Source organism: Bariatricus sp. HCP28S3_A4, assembly GCF_052066395.1.
Classification (GTDB): Bacteria; Bacillota; Clostridia; order Lachnospirales; family Lachnospiraceae; genus Allocoprococcus.
The window spans coordinates 1-18,209 of sequence record NZ_JBQHSE010000019.1 but is presented as its reverse complement, the minus strand read 5'-3'; the positions used below and the strand labels follow the sequence as shown (position 1 = coordinate 18,209).

Below are 18,209 nucleotides of genomic sequence, written 5' to 3'. Positions count from 1 at the left end.
ATTTCGCAGCGGCAGCTGAAAGAAGAAAAAGACAATTTCATGTTCACATGAAAATTGGCTTATTCTTCTTTCAAGGTTGGCATTGCAAATGCCAACCCATCGAGAAAATCGCAGATTTTCGAGAAGGCTGCAGCTGTAAAAGCTGCATTCCAACCAAAAGGAGAAGAAAAAAATGGAAGATAATATTTTCGACAAAGTCCATGAAGTGGATATGAAGAAAACTATGGAAGATTTTTATATCGATTATGCCATGAGTGTTATTGCTTCGCGTGCGCTTCCTGATGTGCGGGATGGTTTGAAGCCTGTACAGAGACGAATTCTTTATTCAATGATAGAGCTGAACAACGGACCTGACAAACCGCATCGTAAATGTGCACGTATTGTCGGTGATACGATGGGTAAATATCATCCGCACGGTGACAGTTCTATTTATGGTGCGCTGGTAAATATGGCTCAGGACTGGTCTATGAGATATACGCTTGTTGACGGACACGGAAACTTTGGTTCTGTGGACGGAGACGGCGCTGCGGCTATGCGATACACCGAAGCAAGACTCAGCAAAATTTCCATGGAAATGACTGCTGATATTAATAAAAATACCGTTGATTTCGTACCGAACTTTGATGAGACGGAGAAGGAGCCTACCGTCCTTCCGGCAAGATTTCCGAACCTTCTGGTAAACGGAACTTCCGGTATTGCAGTCGGTATGGCGACCAATATTCCGCCGCACAATCTGCGGGAAGTCATTGGTGCCGTAGTGAAGATCATTGATGATCAGATTGCAGATAAAGAAGAGACAACCATCGAAGAAATCATGGAAATCATCAAAGGACCTGATTTCCCGACCGGAGCAACGATCCTTGGAACAAGAGGCATCGAAGAAGCTTACCGTACAGGACGTGGTAAGATCCGTGTTCGTGCAGTGACGAATATCGAGCCGATGGCAAACGGAAAGAATCGTATCGTTGTGACGGAGCTTCCGTACATGGTAAATAAAGCGCGACTGATCGAGAAAATTGCAGAGCTTGTAAAAGATAAAAAGATTGACGGAATCACAGACCTCAGCGATCAGTCAAACAGAGAAGGTATGCGTGTATGCATTGAACTGCGCCGTGATGTGAATCCGAACGTTATTTTAAATCAACTATATAAACATACACAGCTTCAGGATACGTTCGGCGTTATTATGCTTGCACTGGTAAATAATGAGCCGAAGGTTATGAATATTCTTGAGATGCTGAACCATTATCTGGAGCATCAGGAGGATGTCGTAACAAGAAGAACGAAATATGATCTGAATAAAGCCGAAGAACGTGCCCACATTTTAGAGGGCTTATTGATCGCGCTCGATAATATTGACCGGGTAATCGCAATCATCCGTGGTTCCAAGACGGTGCAGATTGCGAAAGAATCTCTCATGAAGGAATTCAATCTCAGTGACGCGCAGGCACAGGCAATCGTAGATATGCGTCTGAGGGCTCTTACCGGACTGGAAAGAGAGAAGCTAGAAGCAGAATATGCAGAACTGATGAAGAAAATTGCAGAATATAAAGCAATTCTTGCAGACAGAAAATTGCTTCTCGGTGTGATCAGAAAAGAAATTCTCGTGATTTCTGAGAAATACGGAGATGAGAGAAGAACGTCCATCGGATTTGATGAGTACGACATTTCCATGGAAGATCTGATTCCGAAGGAAGATGTAGTCATCACCATGACAAAACTTGGCTATATCAAGCGCATGAGCAATGATACTTTCAAGAGCCAGAACCGCGGTGGCAAGGGAATCAAAGGAATGCAGACACTGGAAGAAGATTACGTGGAAGAACTGTTTATGACGAATACACATCAGTATATCATGTTCTTCACCAGCACCGGACGCGTGTACCGCATGAAAGGTTACGAGATTCCGGAAGCCGGAAGAACCTCCAGAGGAACTGCGATTATCAATCTTCTGCAGCTTCAGCCGGATGAGAAGATCACCGCAATGATTCCGATTAAGGATTACAGAGATGGAGATTATCTGTTCATGGCAACCAAGAAAGGTCTTGTAAAGAAGACTCCGATTTGCGAATATGCAAATGTGAGAAAGACAGGACTTGCTGCAATCACGCTCAGAGAAGATGATGAACTGATTGAAGTAAAAACAACAGATAACGAATGCGATATTATTCTGGTAACAAAATACGGACAGTGCATCCGTTTCCACGAGAAAGATGTCCGCGCAACAGGAAGAACTTCCATGGGTGTTCGCGGTATGAACTTAAGTGACCGCGATGAAGTGGTGGCAATGCAGCTTGATACACAGGGAGAAGACCTTCTGATCGTGTCCGAAAAAGGTATGGGAAAACGTACCATGATGGAAGAATTCACCTCTCAGAACCGTGGCGGTAAGGGTGTGAAATGTTATAAGATTACTGAAAAGACCGGTAATGTAGTAGGAGCAAAGGCGATAAATCGCAATGATGAAATTATGATCATCAATACCGATGGAATCGTGATCCGCATGGAATGTAAGGGAATCTCCGTTCTCGGAAGAATTACTTCTGGTGTAAAATTGATCAACCTTAAGGAGAAAGAAGAAGTTGCCAGTATTGCCAAAGTGCGTCATGCATCCAAAGAGCTGGAGGGTGATATTTCTGAAAATGAAGAAGAACCGGTAGGAACTTTGGAAGAGATTGAGACAGTATCAGAGGATATGGAAGGCGATAGCGAAATGACAGAAGGACAGCCGGATGAGGAATAAAGTACTTCTGGTCGAGGATGATTGCCTCATCATAGAAAATCTGACAGAATTTCTGACAGGAGAAGGTTTTGAAATCTGTTCGGTCGACGGACAGCAAAAGGCAATGAACCTTCTCGAAGAACAAAAATTTGACTTAATTTTGCTGGATATCACACTGGCACAGGGAAATGGATACAGCGTCTGCACGGCGGTGAAGGCGCTGTACCGAATTCCGATTATATTTCTAACTGCACTGGACGATGAATTCTCAGTAGTGACAGGTCTGGATATGGGAGCCGACGATTACATCAGCAAACCATTCCGGCCGCGCGAACTGGTATCCAGAATGCGAATGGTAATCCGCAGATTTTACGGAGAAAAAGAAAAAATCCAGATTCAGATAGGCAGACTGGAGATTGATGCATCAAGAGGAATCGTAAAAAAAGACGGCCGGGAAATCTTTCTGACCTCTTTGGAGTACAGACTTCTTCTGATGTTTTTACAGAAAAAAGGCAAAGTGCTTTCCAGAGATTATATTCTGGAAGAACTTTGGGATATCGCCGGTGAATATGTAAATGATAATACACTTACTGTTTACATTAAGAGGCTCAGGGAGAAGATTGAAGATTCACCTCAAAACCCTCAGATCATCAAAACAGTAAGAGGACTTGGCTATAAAATGGAGGAGTAATGGGTATTTTTCGAAACAGAGAAATTAAATTACAGTTATTGTCTGGAGGAGGAGCAACTGCATTTATCAGTGCGCTCCTTTTTTTCGAATCTGTATTTGGAAAAAATAAATGGTCACCGGAAACAGTGTTTCTGCTGAAAGGCGGAGCCGCAGGAGCACTTCTATGCGGAATCATTTTGCTTTTGATCTGGATAATATTTGCAGGAAAAAGATATCATGAAATCAGGGTACTTACCATGGAAATGGATGCAATCCTTCACGGAAAGGCAGACCTGAACTTAAGCAGAATGCGGGAAGGAGACCTGGAAATCCTGCGGGATGAAATTCAGAAAATGATCATAAGGCTGAGGGAACAAAATGAATGCATCCAGAAAGAAAAACGGAACCTTGCCAATTCCCTGACCGACATTTCCCATCAGATCCGCACCCCGCTTACATCATTGAACCTGATGCTGGAAAAAATCAAATCACCGGAGACACCGGAAGAACAGAAACGAAAACTGTGCCGCGACATGGAACAGATGCTCGGAAGAATAGAATGGCTGATCACATCCCTCCTAAAAATGGCAAAACTGGATGCCGGAACCATCACATTTAAGAAAAATGAAATTTCCGTTCAAAACCTTATCCAGGAATCCATGCAGCCATTTGAAATCGCGATGGAACTGAGAAACCAGAAATTCACGACGCATGGCGAAAAAAATATTTCTATCAATTGCGATAAAAAATGGATGGAAGAAGCCATCGGAAACGTGATCAAAAATGCGATGGAACACACACCGGAAAACGGAACCATCTGCACTTCCTGGAGAGAAAATCCAATCTATACAGAAATCAGTATCACAGATTCAGGAGAAGGAATCGAAGAAAAAGATATGCCACATCTGTTTGAACGGTTCTACAGAGGAAGAAAGACAGAAACTTTGAATTTCGGTGTGGGACTGGCATTTGCAAGACTGGTTATCACATCCCACGAAGGAGTGATATTCGCCGAAAATGTAAAAGATGGCGGAGCGAGATTTGTGATTCGGTTTTATAAAATGGTGGTGTAGGAGCCAGGGGACGATCCTTTTGTCACGGCCAGCGCCCTTTGGCTTGTGGGTGGCAAAAGGATTTCCAAAGTCACTAAAAGAAGGTGAGAAATATGGAGAAAATTTTGATTGTAGAAGATGATGAAATGGTTCGATGCGGAATAGAGGATGTTTTGAAAATGAGAGATTGGAAAACAGAAACAGCATCAACATTTGCAGAAGGAATGGAAAAAATCAAAGCAAATAAGTATATGCTCTACATATTGGATATGAAACTTCCGGATGGAAATGGAATCTCCCTTTGTCGAGAAATCAGAAAAAGGACTAGAAATCCAGTTTTATTTTTATCAGCATATGACAGCGAGGGATATATTGTTGAAGGCTTTGAAGCCGGCGGTGATGATTATGTCATAAAACCATTTCGGACATTTGAACTTCTTGCAAGAGTCAAATCTCTTTTAAAACGATCTGAACAAAATCAAGAAGAAAAGAGAAAAACAGGAATCAAAAGCGGAGAATTTGTTTTAAATTTTGATCGACAGTCTCTCGTAAAAAATCAAATTCCGATAGAACTGACTTTGACAGAATATCGAATTTTATATTGCTTAATCGTAAATTCACCGCAGATAATTTCAAGAGCAAAGCTTCTGGAAATTATTTGGGATTCCAATGAGAATTTTGTAGATGATAATGCATTATCGGTTTATATTAATCGAATCAGAAGCAAGATTTCCGGAGATAGTAAGGAAATCTTGATTGAGACAAAAAGAGGAATCGGATATCGGTGGACAATACAAACGGAGGAAATATATGAGACCATTTCAGAAAAATAGAATCAGAAATATTTGTGTAAAATGGCTGGCAGTCTTTGCTTTTATGCTGACTGCCTTTTTTATATATCAACAGATTCTTGGAAATGCATATGAAAAACAAGTTGTTTCCTGGATTGGTGAACTGAAGGAGACAGATATGGAGCATGCGGTGTTTAGGTCATTTGATGAAGAAAAATATGAGTTAGGAAGCATTCAAATGAAAAATGCCGGATATGAAGAAAGTGGAAAATTATATTTAAAAGAAAATATTAAAACATACGGTCGACTTTTTTACTGTATTACAGCTTTTTTTATTTGTTTTGCTGGATTAATTCTGGAAATATGCAGAAATGAAAGAACAGAAAAAGAAATTGTTCAATATATGGAACAGGAAAAAAAGCGGATATATGAGCAGGTTCAAAAAGAAAAAACAATTGTCCAGAATGAAAGAAAAAAGATGGGAACTTATATGGAAAATATATCCCATCAGTTAAAAACACCAATGGCAGGAATGTTGCTTACTCTTGAAAATCTGACAGAACTAGAAGAAAACCAAAAGAAAAAAGAAAAACTGGAGAGCTGTGTAAATCAACTTTGTTGGATGAAAGATATGACAATCGTTTTACTGAGACTTGCACAAATCGATGCGGGAAAAATCTGGATGAAAAGAAAACGAGAAAATTTAACTGTATTGATTGAAAAATGTATTGACAGAATAAAAATTCTTGCAGAAGAAAAATATATTTGCATTCATTATGAATCCGAAGAAGAATGTATTTTATCTTGTGATGCATTCTGGATTCAGGAAGCAATAGAAAATGTATTGAAAAATGCTATTGAATTTACTTCACAGTGTGGAATAGTTAATGTTTTACTTCTTGACAGTGGGGATAATTATGTAATTCAGATATTTAATAGTGGAAAAAGTCTGGAAGGAAACGAAAGAGAGCATATATTTGACCGGTTTTATCAGATAGAAGAGGGAAAAAACAAAGGCTTTGGCATTGGGTTAAATTTATCAAGAGAAATCATAAGTCTTCATCAGGGTACCCTTCAGGTAGTTGATTCAAAAAAAGAAGGGACTACATTTGAATTCCGGATTCCGAAGATGGTTGCAAAAGAAGCAGATAAAAATCTTACGGAATCGTAAGAATACGAGTAAGAGAATTGAAAGATAAATATGATAAACTGAAAACAACAGATAAGCAAAATATGGAAGGAAAGAAATGAAAGCAGCTATTCAGTTTAAAAATGTAAATAAAAAGTATCAATTTGGTCAAAAAAATATTACTGCATTAAGAAATTTTTCTATTGAAGTGGAAGAAGGAGAATTTGTCGCAATTATGGGAAGAAGCGGATCGGGGAAATCTACGTTTCTCAAAATTGCAGGAACACTAGAGAAACCAGATTCGGGTGAAGTGTTTCTAAACGGAAGAGAAATAAACAAGCTTACTGAAAAGCAAAAATGCAAAATAAGGCAAAAACACATAGGATTTGTATTTCAACAGTATCAGCTTCTTCAAGAATATACAATTTGGGATAATGTTTGTATGCCACTTTACATTTCGCATGATACTCCGGATTATCAACATTTACAGCATGTGTTACAAAGAGTTGGTATGTGGGAAAGACGAATGGATTATCCGGATCAGCTTTCCGGAGGAGAGCAGCAAAGGGTTGCAATTGCCCGTGCGATGGCAGCAAAACCGGAAATTATTCTTGCAGATGAGCCGACCGGAAATTTAGATTATTATACAGGTCAGGAAGTGATGCAGATGATTTGTATGTCAAGAGAAATTTATAGACAAACGATTGTAATGGTGACGCACGATATAGAAAGTGCAAATTATGCAGATCGAATTGTAACAATAGAAGATGGTAGACTACGATGAAAAAAGAAATGAATCCCAAAAAGATTGAGCGAAATCTGAGTTTTAAAAGAATAAAGAAACAGAAGAAATACAGTATCCAGATTCTTTGTATTTCCATTCTGGCATGCGCTTTAATACAGCTTGATTTACAGATGACATCAGGTATCATTGATGCATTTCGGGAAAGCCGGAAAGAAGTATATGGTGAGTGGGAAAGGATAATGGTAGAAACAGATTATAAAGACAGATCTGTTGCAAGGGATAACCCATTTCTTGAAAAGACAGGTGAAATCAATATTTATGGTGTTCTTGAAGGAGACTATCTGGAAAATACTCAGTGGAACATAGGAACGATGGATGAAGACGCATGGAATCTGGGACGTTTGGAATTGAAAGAGGGAAAATTTCCGGAAAATGAAAATGAAATCGCTATGGAATATAGCATGCTTGTTCTTCTAGGATATGAAGATAAAATAGGTGAAAAAATCACGTTAAGAATCATACCGTCCATAGAGTTTCATCATGAAGAAACATCGGTAGAACTGTCCTACACTTTGTGTGGAATCATCAAAGACTATCAAGTAAACTGGGATATCAGCTTAAGACATAGATTACCAACTGGAATTGTGACTAATGAAGGGGCAGAAAGAATAGGGAGTCCATTGGAAACGCATATGCTTATTAAGGCAAAAGATGGATATGAAAATGTTTATGAAGACATGGAAAAAAGTGAAGATATTTCTTGTGCCATGGTTGAAAATTTTAGTGATGGGAGATTGATAACAGACAAAATCCCATATGAAGATTTTTTGATAACCATAAGAATATTGATTGCCGGATCTGCAATTTGTGTGCTATTTATTACGATTTCTCATTCCATTGATGGAAGAGAACAATTTTGGAAATTTCTATATGCATTAGGAATGGTAAAGAGTCAAATGGTTCAGATGATTTTATGGGAAGCTGGAATTTATGGAAGTATTTCACTTACTATAGGGACTCTTATGGGAGTCTCTCTTTATAAAATCAGTTTACCGGTCCTAAAGGTCATATCAGGACAAAATATTATCTCGAAGATTTTTGTAAAGTCAATGTTAAATGGAATTTTATGGAGCGGGCTTATTATTGTAACCGGTTATTTATTATCATGCATGAGATTAAATAAAATTCTAAAATCAGGAGGTGAAAGAAGAAATAAAAAAATCAAAAAGAGAAGGAGCTGTTCTATTTCAAAATTTACACCCTTTTCCGTAGTTATGAGCGAGTGGAAATATAAAGGTGTAAGAAAAATCGTTCAGATTTTATTACTATCCAGTGCAATAAGTATTGTGTTGTTTGGAATTCTTGAAGTAAGAAATAAAAAAGTAAATCTGGAAGAGTTTAAACAAACGACAGGAAATGGATATAGTCTAGATACGACAGATTTTCCGGAAGTATCTGGTATAAGAAAAAGTGATATTGCATTATTTTCTCAGATTGCCGGAGTAGAATCAGTAGAAACTTATCAAGTCAGCGCCAGTGGGGAATTTACCATTGATTTGTCTGAATACTCGGATAATAGATATTTTCAGGAAGTTGTAAAAACCGAACAGAATTTTAATGAAAATGTAGAAATCAATAAAATATCATTAAGCGTATTAGGCGTTAATGAGTGGGAAAATATAGAACGATTTGTGAGAAATATGACGGAAGGAAGTATCAATCAAAATGACTTTCAAAATGGAAATTTCTGCATATTACTGCTTCCTCCTTTAGAAAAAACATCATATGGATATCTGGGAAATGTAACCGAAGAAGAATATCAGGAATCATTTCTCATGGAAAATGATCTGAAAGTTGGAGATACGCTAAAAATATCTCATTGGGAAGTGAATGGGTATACAGAAGAAAAACAAATTCAAATCAGTGGGATACTTAGAACAGCAAAAAAAGAAGATATTCGATCCCCGTTTCCAGGAGGAAGTGGAATCCAGATCATTGTAGGAGAAAAATTTTGGAAAACTTTTCAAGTAAACAATATGAATGAGTATTGTCAGAAGGTAAGAATTAATCTTTCAGATGATGCAGATGTATTTGATACAGAAGAACATTTGTTAAAATGTATCAAGAAAATGGGTACTGTAAACATTGATAACTATCATCAGGAATATATACAAAGACAACAGGATATGTATTCGTTTCTGGGAATGTATAGTGTATTTACGGTATTTTATCTAATATTGGTATTCATAGTTCTTTATCAGATGCTAGAAGCAGAAGAGTATGAAGCAAAGAGGAGTCTGGAAATTTTTCGTGCACTAGGGATGGAAGAAGAGTTTATTAGGAAAAAGAAGAAAATTGAGATTGGAGTGATGGGAATATTGGCGGTTTTGGGGAGTGGAATTGTTGCTTTTGGGGCGCTCCTTTTGTCACGCCCAGCGCCCTTTGGCTTTTAAGTTTTAAGTGTGAGGGGACGCTCCTTTTGTCTTGCTCAGAGCTCTTTGGCTTGTGGGTGGCAAAAGGAGCGTCCCCAGTCTCTTTTTCAAGGGGAGATTTGTGTTTACTTAATTACCGAAATCGTTCCTTCGTGAAAACTAATAGAACTAGGGCTGGCACTGAGTATTCCAAGATTATAATAACAATCTTTAGTAGCAGTATACTGGTAAGAAACTTCATTTGTATTGAAAATTTCCATTTCTTCTTTCAGTTCTCCATCGATAATAGGTAAAATAGATGTTGAATGCCCATAAGTTGGATAAAGTGAGGATTCAAATTTGATAACATCACCTTTTTTATTCCCATCCTGTATTATTCGGAGTAGTAAGTACCACAAGTGAGTTGTTCATCATAATAATTTCAGGAGTGCAATTCACAGTGACACGCTCCCACTACTTAAGCCCTAAAGCTTTGAAGTAGGGGCTTCTTACTCAATAGCCCGATAGGGCTAAGTATCAATAAGCTATCCCCGCGTGCCCCGCGGTTCTTTTCTGCCCGGTTACGGGCATATTTCAGGCGCAATTATGCGCATAAAATTCTTTTTCCTTCTTCTCGGATATTGATCGCTGCATTCACATCCCGATCCATCCGATTCCCGCACCCACATTCATAGATCCGTTCTGACAGTGACAATTCTTTCTTGATCTTTCCGCATTTGCTGCAGGTTTTACTGGATGGATAAAACCGATCGACCTTTATCAGCTTCTTTCCTCTATCTTCCAGCTTATATGCAAGCATATCCCGAAACATTCCATATCCGTTATCCATAACTCCCTTCCCCAGATGCAGGCACTGACTCATCGCTTTCATATCCAGATTTTCCACTGCAACCGCATCATATCTCTCTGCCAGCTCCTGACTCAGCTTATGGTGAAAATCCTTCCTCTGGTTCCGGACCTTCTCATGACAGACTGCAACCTTTTTCCTTTGTTTTTCGTAATTCCGGCTCCCCTTCTGACACCGGGACAGTTTCCTCTGTTCCCTCGCAAGACACACCATTGCCTTTCTGAAATATCCCGGATACTCACACCTTGTTCCATCCGAAAAGACCGCCATCCCACTCATCGCATAATCAATCCCCAGCACTTCCGGTTCTGCTTCTTTTCTCTTCTCTGCTTGGTTCTCACAGACTTCATACTCATAAAGCAGACTTGCATAGTATTTTCCGGAAGGCTCCTGACTTATGGTCACCGACTTCAGGACATACCCCGCTGGTATTTCCCGATGTTTCCTGATCTTCACTTCCTTCAGTTTCGGAAGCCGGATCTTTCCGTTTCCCAGACGAATATTCCCATTCACCACATTCGTTGTATAGCTCTTCCTGCTTCGATGTCTCGACTTGAATTTCGGAAAACCAACAGCCGGATTTACAAAAAAGTTCTTATAAGCCTTCTCCAAATGAATCTGCACATTCGCCAGTGCAAGGGAATCTACTTCTTTCAGCCACGGATATTCTTTCTTATAGGCTGCCGGAGTCGTCTTCTTCATTTTCTTCGTTGCCTCATATTCCTTTCTCTTGTCATCCAGCATGATATTATAAATAAAACGGCAGCATCCAAATGTTTTAGCAAGAAGTTCTTCCTGTTTTTTATCCGGGTAAATCCGGAATTTATACGCTTTGTTCAAATTACTTTTCACCCTGGCTTTCAATATACTCAAATATTTCTTTCGCTCTGTTTGATATTACATCATCTATCACTTTCCGGCGATATTTCACAATCATAATCAAATGACAATATAACAAAAATACTGAATGTGCATTATTATCCAAATCCATATTATAATCAATCCACTCTTTTATTCGACTGATTATATTATACCACATCCGGCGCATTAGAACAAGTGTTCTCTCATATTTTTTGCAATTCATCTCGCCACCTAAAGAGGTGGGAGAATTCTTGCTATATTTTGTTAAAGTATAGTAATATAATAAAATGTTATGTTAACTGGAAATGCCGCAGAGAGGAGTGTAGAAAAAATGAAATTAAAAAATATCCTAATCGTTGTTAAAGACATCGAACGTTCAAAAGAATTTTATCACAAATTATTCGGTCTCGAACCTATTCTTGATAATGATGGTAATATGATTCTTACAGAAGGCCTGGTACTTCAGGATGAATCTACTTGGAAAAAATTCACAGGACAAGATGTCATCCCAGAGAATAATGCATGTGAATTATATTTTGAAGAAAAAAACATAGATGCTTTTGTAGAGAAGCTGGAAAATTATTATCCATCTGTAAAATATGTGAATCGCCTGATGACACATGCCTGGGGACAGAAAGTAGTCCGTTTTTATGATCCGGATGGAAACTTGATCGAAGTAGGTACACCGATGTAATAGTAGAAATGGATAGGGTGACTGGGGGACGGGGACAGGGGCACGGTGACCATGTACCCGTCCCCCAGTTACCTAAAACAGAATTTATTTGAAGAATCCGAGAGAGATGATGTATAATGGAGGAAGAAAGTACGCAAGATAATACGCAAGATAATACGTAAGTTAATGGAGGTATTTTCATGGATAATTACAAACCGCCTTTTACAATTACAAATGAGATATTATCATATGTTTCATCCATTTCAGAAAAAATCGGATGTATTACAGCAATCAATAGTTTGGAAGCAAAACCACACTTAAGAAAGAACAATCGTATAAAGTCTATTCACGCTTCTTTAAAGATTGAAGCTAATTCGCTTTCTTTAGGACAGGTAAGAGATGTTATTAATGGTAAGAATGTATTAGGAGAGCAAAAAGAAATACAAGAAATTAAAAATGCTTACATTGCTTATGATAAAATTTCTGAAATTAATCCATATAGTATCAAAGATTTAAAGAAATTTCATGGTATTATGACAAAATATGTTGTTGAAGAATCTGGTAAATTCCGTAGAGGAGAAGAAGGTGTTTTTAGTGGTGATCAGTGTATATTTATGGCGCCGCCTGCACAATTCGTTCCAGAGTTAATGGAAGATCTTTTTAGATGGATGCAGGAATCAAAATACAGTGTTCATCCTTTAATCTTAAGTAGCGTATTTCATTATGAATTTGTTTTTATCCATCCTTTTTCTGATGGTAATGGAAGGATGGCAAGATTATGGCATACTGCTATTCTTACAAAATGGAAACCGATATTTGAATACATTCCAATAGAAAGTCAAATTGAGAAGTTTCAGGAGGAATATTATGATGCAATTGCCAAGTGCCATGTAAATGGTGAATCTACAATTTTTATTGAGTTTATTCTATCGCAAATTGATAAGGTTTTGGATGATATTTCTAAGCAGGTTAGCGAGGATAACGAACAACTTTCGGAACATATCAAGAAAATGCTTGATGTTATGGAATATGATATTCCATACACCAGCAAATCACTTATGGAAAAACTGGAATTAAAATCAAAAGAAGGATTCCGCAGAAATTATCTTCGTCCAGCAATCGAGATGAATCTTATTCATATGACAATTCCGGATAAACCTCATAGCAGAAATCAAAGGTATGTTAAAGTTTAAGTAGACGATCCTTTTGCCATGCCAGTCACTTTTCGCTAAAGTGACAAAATTGTCATCTGTAAGTCATGGAGAAAAGTGATTGTAGGTCAGACAGACGTTTACGCCCAGAAAGAAGAAGAACTTGCAATTTTCAGAAGAAGGCAGATCGGACTGATTTATCAGTTCTATAACCTAATACTGGTTCTGACTGTGGAAGAAAATATGACACTTCCGGTTCTTATGGATGGAAGAAAGGTAAATGAAGAGCGTCTGGAAGAACTTCTGGACTTATTAAAACTGAAGAAAAGGAGGAAACATTTGCCGAATCAGCTTTCCGGTGGACAGCAGCAAAGAGTTTCGGTGGGAAGAGCGCTGATGAATGCGCCTACTCTTGTGCTTGCGGATGAACCGACCGGAAATCTGGATTCTGAGAACAGCAAAGAAATCATGAAGCTTCTCAGATATTCCAACAGAACCTATGACCAGACGTTGATCGTGATCACTCATGATGAAAATATTGCGCTACAGGGCGACCGGATCGTGAGAGATGAGGTGATCCGGTAATGAACATTTTTCATAGATTGAAGTATACAACACCTTATCAGTATTTCACAAAGCATTTACACCGCTATAATGAATGGGTGCAGAATAATCCAGATAACAGGTAAACCTACTTATTGATTCTATGGATAATTATAAGCACAAGGCCATCACTGCAACGATGTATTCCTCCGGTCTTCGGGTCAGTGAAGTCTGCCATCTGCGCTATGAAGATATCCGCAGGAAACAGATGATGATACATGTTCCATTGTCAAAGAACCGACAAGACCGCTATACCATATTAAGTGACAGGAACCTGGAAATCCTTACAGAATACTGGTACAGTTATAACCGCCCAATGGGATGGCTGTTTCAAAGCACAGTAAGGGATGAACCACTTACCAGTTCAAACGTTCAACTATTCATAAAAAAATCATGCACGGAGACTCGGGCTTCCGGAAGGGGTAACACCGCATACAATGAGGCATTGCTTTGCCTGCCACGCACTTGAAGACGGAGTCAGCCATACATTTATCCAACAACTGTTAGGCCACCGCAGCCCGAATTCCACGGATGTGTATCTGCAGATGACATCCAAAGCACTTATGGGTATCCGGAGTCCCTTTGATACTTTTGAAAAAGACTATGGGGAGGGCGGCCGTGATGAATGATAATCCTACCATGCGGGATGTCCTCCGGCATATCTATCCCAAATATCTGGACTCTTACACATCCACTGCAAGTCAGGAAAAAACCTTACATCATATTCTTAATTGCAAGACTGGTGCATATGGAGCCAATTTCTCTGAATGTGACAAATGCGGACATATCCAGTACCATAACAATTCCTGCCGTGACAGATTCTGTCCGATGTGCCAGGCGTTAGCGAATGTATTATGGGTTGATGCACAGAATGAACATGTATTGGACATTGATTATTACCACCTTGTCTTTACCTGTCCAAGTAAGTTGAACCCATTGATCTACTGGAATCAGAAAGAGCTGTATTCTCTCTTTTTTCATGCTGTGGCAGAAACCATCCAGGAGCTTTCAAAATACCCTTCCCATATGGGAGGCACCCCCGGATTTATCAGCATTATGCATACGTGGGCATCCAATCTTTCTTACCACCCGCACATTCATGTGTTATCAACCTGCGGCGGGTTGGACACAGACCGTAACTGGCACCAGAAAGAAGATGGCTATTTTCTGCCCGGGAAAGCAATGGCAAAGCTTTTTAAGAGAAAATTCCTGTCCGGGATGAAACAGCCGCATTCTCCATATGGATGAAAATACGGTAACCATCCGGGTAAAGGATTGTAAATGTGGAGGTAAATGGAAAGAGTTAACCCTGGAAGGTACCGAATTCATCCGCCGTTTCCTGATGCATGTTCCTCCGAAAGGATTTGTCAGGATACGTCACTATGGGCTCCTGAGCAACCATAATAAACGAAAACTGATTCCCATCTGCAGAAATCTGATCGGCTGCCGTGAATTTCTGAGACGGTTCAGGAAGGAAGATAAAGTACATGCGATCAAGATACTGTACAAAAAGGATGTCACAGTATGTCCGTGTTGTGGAGGGAACGTATCATATAAGGTGTGTTCCAGATATATGACACACCGAAAAAACAGTGCCTAAACCAAACTCAAAACGAATACCGTACTTACAAAACTGGGGTAAGGGGAATCTCTGCCAAAAATCAAAAAAAATTCCTGGATTTTCGAGATCGTCTTCTCCATAGACAGTTCTGCTTATCCAAAAATAATGACAGAATATGAGATATTGAATCCCCATATACCGGACGCGACTTTGTTCAATTCGGAAAAACTGGGTTATGATTGATACCATTGCAGGAGAAGAAGCCAGCGCAATCATTTATAGCATTGCAGAAATTGCAAAGGCTAATAATCTTAAACCTTACAATTATTTTGAATACCTTCTGACAGAGATTCCAAAGCGCATGGATGACCATGATACAAGTTTCTGTGAAGATTTGCTTCCTTGGTCAGACAAGTTGCCAACGGAATGCAGAAAGTAACTTTAAAACCAATGCCGCTCTTCGGAGCGGCTAATCAATTAGTCGTACCGACTATGGTGCGTTTACTTTCATTATGCAATTCAGTTGTTATACACGAGACCAGATTAATTGGAAAATGTTCAAAAAAGAATATCATTCTTATAAGGGCAGAGTGGAAAGATTGTTAATAAGATAATAGATAGAGATTTTGGTAAAACTACACATTTTGTAGAAGTGAACAATAGACATATCCTAGTTTAACTTTTCATTTAAAATATTATAAATCACTTATACTAGATATGATTTCGTGTCGATTCCAAATTAAAAACAGATACAGAGAATACTTGATAAAGTATTTTGCAACTTTCCTTCTCTAGAATTCAGGGTAAATAAAATGAATGCCTCCTGTAAAATCAGGGAAGCATCCATTTTTTACTTCAAAATATGTGTCCAAGAGAAAATTTGGGGGACATATTAGTCTCAATTACCCTCTAACAACTACACTTTTGGGGTATCGCTCAACTTTAATTTATATTCTTATTCCTATCTCCTTCATTTTGAAAAACTTCATATGCCTCCAAGATTCCTGCTCTTACTGCATTTTTAATGATAACAAATAATACAGGAACTATAACGAAAATAATAATCAAAACAATTAATACTATCATTTTCCAATCCATAAAACCATCCTTTCTCATAAAGCATATATGTAAAATAGAATATTACGTTTCAATCTGGCAATCTTTCAGTTTTATTGGAACGACCGCACCTCAAATGAAATCCATTTTCAGTATAGCATACTATTAGCAAATGTAAAAGATAGAATAGTTGAATATAATTTCTATTATAATTAGTTGTGCAAATCAATTTAGCGCTTGCAATTTATCAGTTAATTTGATAAATAAATGTTTTCAGGGTTGTTTCATGAAGATATTTTAAAATTCTAAAAAGATCAGATTTCATCGAGGGTTATACATGCTATACATAAGCGTGTATAACCCTCGACTTTTAGGTCAAGTAGAGGTATGATGTCTATAAAGTATAGGTATGCACCACTTATACGGAAAGGAGAGGACATTATGCCAGTAACTGAGAAAAAATATCCAGAATGGGTTCAAAAACACCGTGTAAAGGGAACTACCGTGAAAAAAAAGGGGGATTCTTATTACCTTTATAAAAGAACATCCCGGCGTGTAAAAGGGAAAAAATATCCGCAGCCGGTCGATACTTATATCGGCATTATTACTCCGGAAGGGGTAATACAAAGCAACAAAAAGAAGGTATCTTTAACAGATGCAGAAGTATGGGAATACGGGTTTTCAAAAGCTGTCTGGGAATTGTGCCCGGATGACTGGAAAAAACCATTAGGGGATGATTGGGAAGATGTACTTTCTATTATTCTTTTCAAGCAATCTCCAACTTCTTATATCCAGAAAAAACGAACGATGAAAAAAGAATCGGATTTTCGTTATCAGTTTGCAGCTCAGATATCGTCTTTGTCCCGCAGAATATATAAAAAATGGGGCGTGGGTCTGGAAGAACTGCATAAGTTAGAGACAATCTATTTAGTATGTCTGAATAAAACTGAAATCATTTCAAAAGTTAATGAGGAACAGCAGGAACTTCTGGAGAAAATACAGGTGGCTCTGGAAATGTGCTGAAAAACCATTTCTGACAGAAAAACTGATTCATTATTTCAGGCAGATCCCAGATTATCGATGCAACAGAGAGAAAAGACACAATCTGGCAGAAATGCTGGTATGTGTCACAATCGAATTTCTTTGTGGCAGGACAACGATCCGCAGGAGTCTTAACTGGTGCAAACATAACCTGGAATGGCTGCGGAAACATATGGAATTGAAATACGGGATCGCCTCGTCTTCCACGATTAGTCGGATGCTGAGCGGAATTGATGAGGAATTAGCCTTGTGTGCTTTTATGGAATGGATTGGAGAAATCGTGGACTCGAAGAATACCCATCTTGCAATTGACGGGAAAGCGCTCTGTGGCGCAACGGAAAAGACAAAATGTGCGGCAACTCCAATGATTTTGAACGTCGTGGAAACTGTCCGGGGATTGCTGCTTGCACAGCTTCCTGTAGATTCAAAGACGAATGAGATTGCGGTGATTCCTGAATTGTTGAAACTTCTGGATATCAGTGGAATTATTATAACGATTGATGCGATTGGAACGCAGACCGCAATCATGGACCAGATCCATGAACAGGAAGGACATTTTGTGCTGACAGTAAAGAAAAACCAACCAGAGGCTTATGAGGAGATCCATACGTTCATGGACAAACTGGAAGCGGAAACTGCTAAAAAGAAAAAAGGCGAAACTACAGATCCTGTAATGCGGGAGTATCTTGAGAAATATGAAGAAATCAGTCAGATGGAAAAAAATCGGGACAAAAATAATTTTAAGGGGACGATCCTTTTGCCACGATGCTGGGGTCAAAAGGTATTTCCAACTAATTAAATAACTATTATTGATGAAAGACATATGGTATAATCATCTTATCAAATAAAGGTGGTTTGCATATGTCTTTTAAAAC

Annotated in this window: 15 protein-coding genes and 4 pseudogenes; 16 read left to right on the top strand and 3 right to left on the bottom strand. The window is 38.6% G+C overall.

The genetic code is table 11. The features are described 5' to 3' along the window. Positions 1 to 172 precede the first annotated feature (172 nt). The 7 genes from gyrA (at position 173) to ACTNBF_RS10390 (ending at position 9,562) form a co-directional block, all read left to right on the top strand. Positions 173 to 2,743 (top strand): DNA gyrase subunit A, encoded by a 2,571-nt coding sequence (gene gyrA, locus ACTNBF_RS10420; protein ID WP_441026452.1) that lies wholly within the window; start codon positions 173 to 175, stop codon positions 2,741 to 2,743. Beyond that, positions 2,733 to 3,413: a response regulator transcription factor gene (locus ACTNBF_RS10415; RefSeq protein WP_441089218.1), complete on the top strand. Its 681-nt coding sequence runs from the start codon at positions 2,733 to 2,735 to the stop codon at positions 3,411 to 3,413. Before gyrA ends, ACTNBF_RS10415 begins: the two co-directional genes overlap by 11 nt. Next, positions 3,413 to 4,465, top strand: a complete 1,053-nt coding sequence (locus ACTNBF_RS10410; RefSeq protein WP_427819291.1) for a sensor histidine kinase — start codon at positions 3,413 to 3,415, stop codon at positions 4,463 to 4,465. The genes ACTNBF_RS10415 and ACTNBF_RS10410 overlap by 1 nt, the downstream gene beginning before the upstream one ends. A 92-nt stretch (positions 4,466 to 4,557) precedes the next feature. After that, entirely contained in the window at positions 4,558 to 5,277 is a 720-nt protein-coding gene (locus tag ACTNBF_RS10405) for a response regulator transcription factor (protein WP_427819289.1), read from the top strand. Positions 5,278 to 5,320: 43 nt separating this feature from the next. Beyond that, a complete protein-coding gene (locus tag ACTNBF_RS10400) occupies positions 5,321 to 6,406 on the top strand; it encodes a sensor histidine kinase (RefSeq protein ID WP_441089217.1) in 1,086 nt (361 codons plus the stop codon). A 76-nt stretch (positions 6,407 to 6,482) separates the two neighbouring features. Next, positions 6,483 to 7,148, top strand: coding sequence for an ABC transporter ATP-binding protein (locus ACTNBF_RS10395; RefSeq protein WP_441089216.1), 666 nt, complete (start codon positions 6,483 to 6,485; stop codon positions 7,146 to 7,148). After that, a complete protein-coding gene (locus tag ACTNBF_RS10390) occupies positions 7,145 to 9,562 on the top strand; it encodes an FtsX-like permease family protein (protein WP_441026461.1) in 2,418 nt (805 codons plus the stop codon). The genes ACTNBF_RS10395 and ACTNBF_RS10390 overlap by 4 nt, the downstream gene beginning before the upstream one ends. Positions 9,563 to 10,124: 562 nt before the next feature. Here the strand turns inward: ACTNBF_RS10390 and ACTNBF_RS10385 are convergent. Continuing rightward, positions 10,125 to 11,240, bottom strand: a complete 1,116-nt coding sequence (locus ACTNBF_RS10385; RefSeq protein WP_441089215.1) for an RNA-guided endonuclease TnpB family protein — start codon at positions 11,238 to 11,240, stop codon at positions 10,125 to 10,127. 10 nt (positions 11,241 to 11,250) lie between these two features. Further along, positions 11,251 to 11,379: pseudogene (locus ACTNBF_RS10380) on the bottom strand (transposase); the annotation flags it as partial. Between the two features lie 201 nt (positions 11,380 to 11,580). Here ACTNBF_RS10380 and ACTNBF_RS10375 point away from each other — a divergent pair. The 7 genes and pseudogenes from ACTNBF_RS10375 to ACTNBF_RS10345 form a co-directional block, all read left to right on the top strand. Next, positions 11,581 to 11,943, top strand: a complete 363-nt coding sequence (locus ACTNBF_RS10375) for a VOC family protein (protein ID WP_441089214.1) — start codon at positions 11,581 to 11,583, stop codon at positions 11,941 to 11,943. A gap of 179 nt (positions 11,944 to 12,122) precedes the next feature. Next, on the top strand, positions 12,123 to 13,115 hold the full coding sequence (locus ACTNBF_RS10370; RefSeq protein WP_441089213.1) for a Fic family protein: 993 nt from the start codon (positions 12,123 to 12,125) through the stop codon (positions 13,113 to 13,115). Between the two features lie 75 nt (positions 13,116 to 13,190). Then, positions 13,191 to 13,658, top strand: a pseudogene (locus ACTNBF_RS10365) (ABC transporter ATP-binding protein); the annotation flags it as partial. A gap of 121 nt (positions 13,659 to 13,779) precedes the next feature. Further along, complete coding sequence (locus ACTNBF_RS10360) at positions 13,780 to 14,145, top strand: tyrosine-type recombinase/integrase (protein ID WP_427820755.1); 366 nt, start codon at positions 13,780 to 13,782, stop codon at positions 14,143 to 14,145. Further along, positions 14,114 to 14,305, top strand: coding sequence for a tyrosine-type recombinase/integrase (locus ACTNBF_RS10355; RefSeq protein ID WP_427820754.1), 192 nt, complete (start codon positions 14,114 to 14,116; stop codon positions 14,303 to 14,305). The genes ACTNBF_RS10360 and ACTNBF_RS10355 overlap by 32 nt, the downstream gene beginning before the upstream one ends. Further along, positions 14,298 to 15,276 (top strand): annotated as a pseudogene (locus ACTNBF_RS10350) (IS91 family transposase). The gene ACTNBF_RS10355 and the pseudogene ACTNBF_RS10350 overlap by 8 nt, the downstream one beginning before the upstream one ends. Positions 15,277 to 15,448: 172 nt before the next feature. Further along, a pseudogene (locus tag ACTNBF_RS10345) lies at positions 15,449 to 15,676 on the top strand (transposase domain-containing protein); the annotation flags it as partial. A 503-nt stretch (positions 15,677 to 16,179) separates the two neighbouring features. Here the strand turns inward: ACTNBF_RS10345 and ACTNBF_RS10340 are convergent. Continuing rightward, complete coding sequence (locus ACTNBF_RS10340; RefSeq protein ID WP_427820753.1) at positions 16,180 to 16,335, bottom strand: hypothetical protein; 156 nt, start codon at positions 16,333 to 16,335, stop codon at positions 16,180 to 16,182. A gap of 399 nt (positions 16,336 to 16,734) precedes the next feature. Here ACTNBF_RS10340 and ACTNBF_RS10335 point away from each other — a divergent pair, with 399 nt between their 5' ends. Together ACTNBF_RS10335 and ACTNBF_RS10330 are read left to right on the top strand one after the other, a co-directional pair. After that, complete coding sequence (locus ACTNBF_RS10335) at positions 16,735 to 17,316, top strand: hypothetical protein (RefSeq protein ID WP_427820752.1); 582 nt, start codon at positions 16,735 to 16,737, stop codon at positions 17,314 to 17,316. Continuing rightward, positions 17,261 to 18,133, top strand: a complete 873-nt coding sequence (locus ACTNBF_RS10330; RefSeq protein WP_441089212.1) for an ISAs1 family transposase — start codon at positions 17,261 to 17,263, stop codon at positions 18,131 to 18,133. Before ACTNBF_RS10335 ends, ACTNBF_RS10330 begins: the two co-directional genes overlap by 56 nt. Positions 18,134 to 18,209 lie beyond the last annotated feature (76 nt).

Bases quoted from the DNA above. Each gene is read 5' to 3' on its own strand.
- ACTNBF_RS10330 (WP_441089212.1), top strand. From the start codon at position 17,261: ATGAGGAACAGCAGGAACTTCTGGAGAAAATACAGGTGGCTCTGGAAA.
- ACTNBF_RS10375 (WP_441089214.1), top strand. From the start codon at position 11,581: ATGAAATTAAAAAATATCCTAATCGTTGTTAAAGACATCGAACGTTCA.
- ACTNBF_RS10405 (WP_427819289.1), top strand. From the start codon at position 4,558: ATGGAGAAAATTTTGATTGTAGAAGATGATGAAATGGTTCGATGCGGA.
- ACTNBF_RS10370 (WP_441089213.1), top strand. From the start codon at position 12,123: ATGGATAATTACAAACCGCCTTTTACAATTACAAATGAGATATTATCA.
- ACTNBF_RS10410 (WP_427819291.1), top strand. From the start codon at position 3,413: ATGGGTATTTTTCGAAACAGAGAAATTAAATTACAGTTATTGTCTGGA.
- ACTNBF_RS10390 (WP_441026461.1), top strand. From the start codon at position 7,145: ATGAAAAAAGAAATGAATCCCAAAAAGATTGAGCGAAATCTGAGTTTT.
- ACTNBF_RS10355 (WP_427820754.1), top strand. From the start codon at position 14,114: ATGAGGCATTGCTTTGCCTGCCACGCACTTGAAGACGGAGTCAGCCAT.
- ACTNBF_RS10415 (WP_441089218.1), top strand. From the start codon at position 2,733: ATGAGGAATAAAGTACTTCTGGTCGAGGATGATTGCCTCATCATAGAA.
- ACTNBF_RS10360 (WP_427820755.1), top strand. From the start codon at position 13,780: ATGGATAATTATAAGCACAAGGCCATCACTGCAACGATGTATTCCTCC.
- ACTNBF_RS10400 (WP_441089217.1), top strand. From the start codon at position 5,321: ATGCTGACTGCCTTTTTTATATATCAACAGATTCTTGGAAATGCATAT.
- ACTNBF_RS10335 (WP_427820752.1), top strand. From the start codon at position 16,735: ATGCCAGTAACTGAGAAAAAATATCCAGAATGGGTTCAAAAACACCGT.
- gyrA (WP_441026452.1), top strand. From the start codon at position 173: ATGGAAGATAATATTTTCGACAAAGTCCATGAAGTGGATATGAAGAAA.
- ACTNBF_RS10395 (WP_441089216.1), top strand. From the start codon at position 6,483: ATGAAAGCAGCTATTCAGTTTAAAAATGTAAATAAAAAGTATCAATTT.
- ACTNBF_RS10340 (WP_427820753.1), bottom strand. From the start codon at position 16,335: ATGGATTGGAAAATGATAGTATTAATTGTTTTGATTATTATTTTCGTT.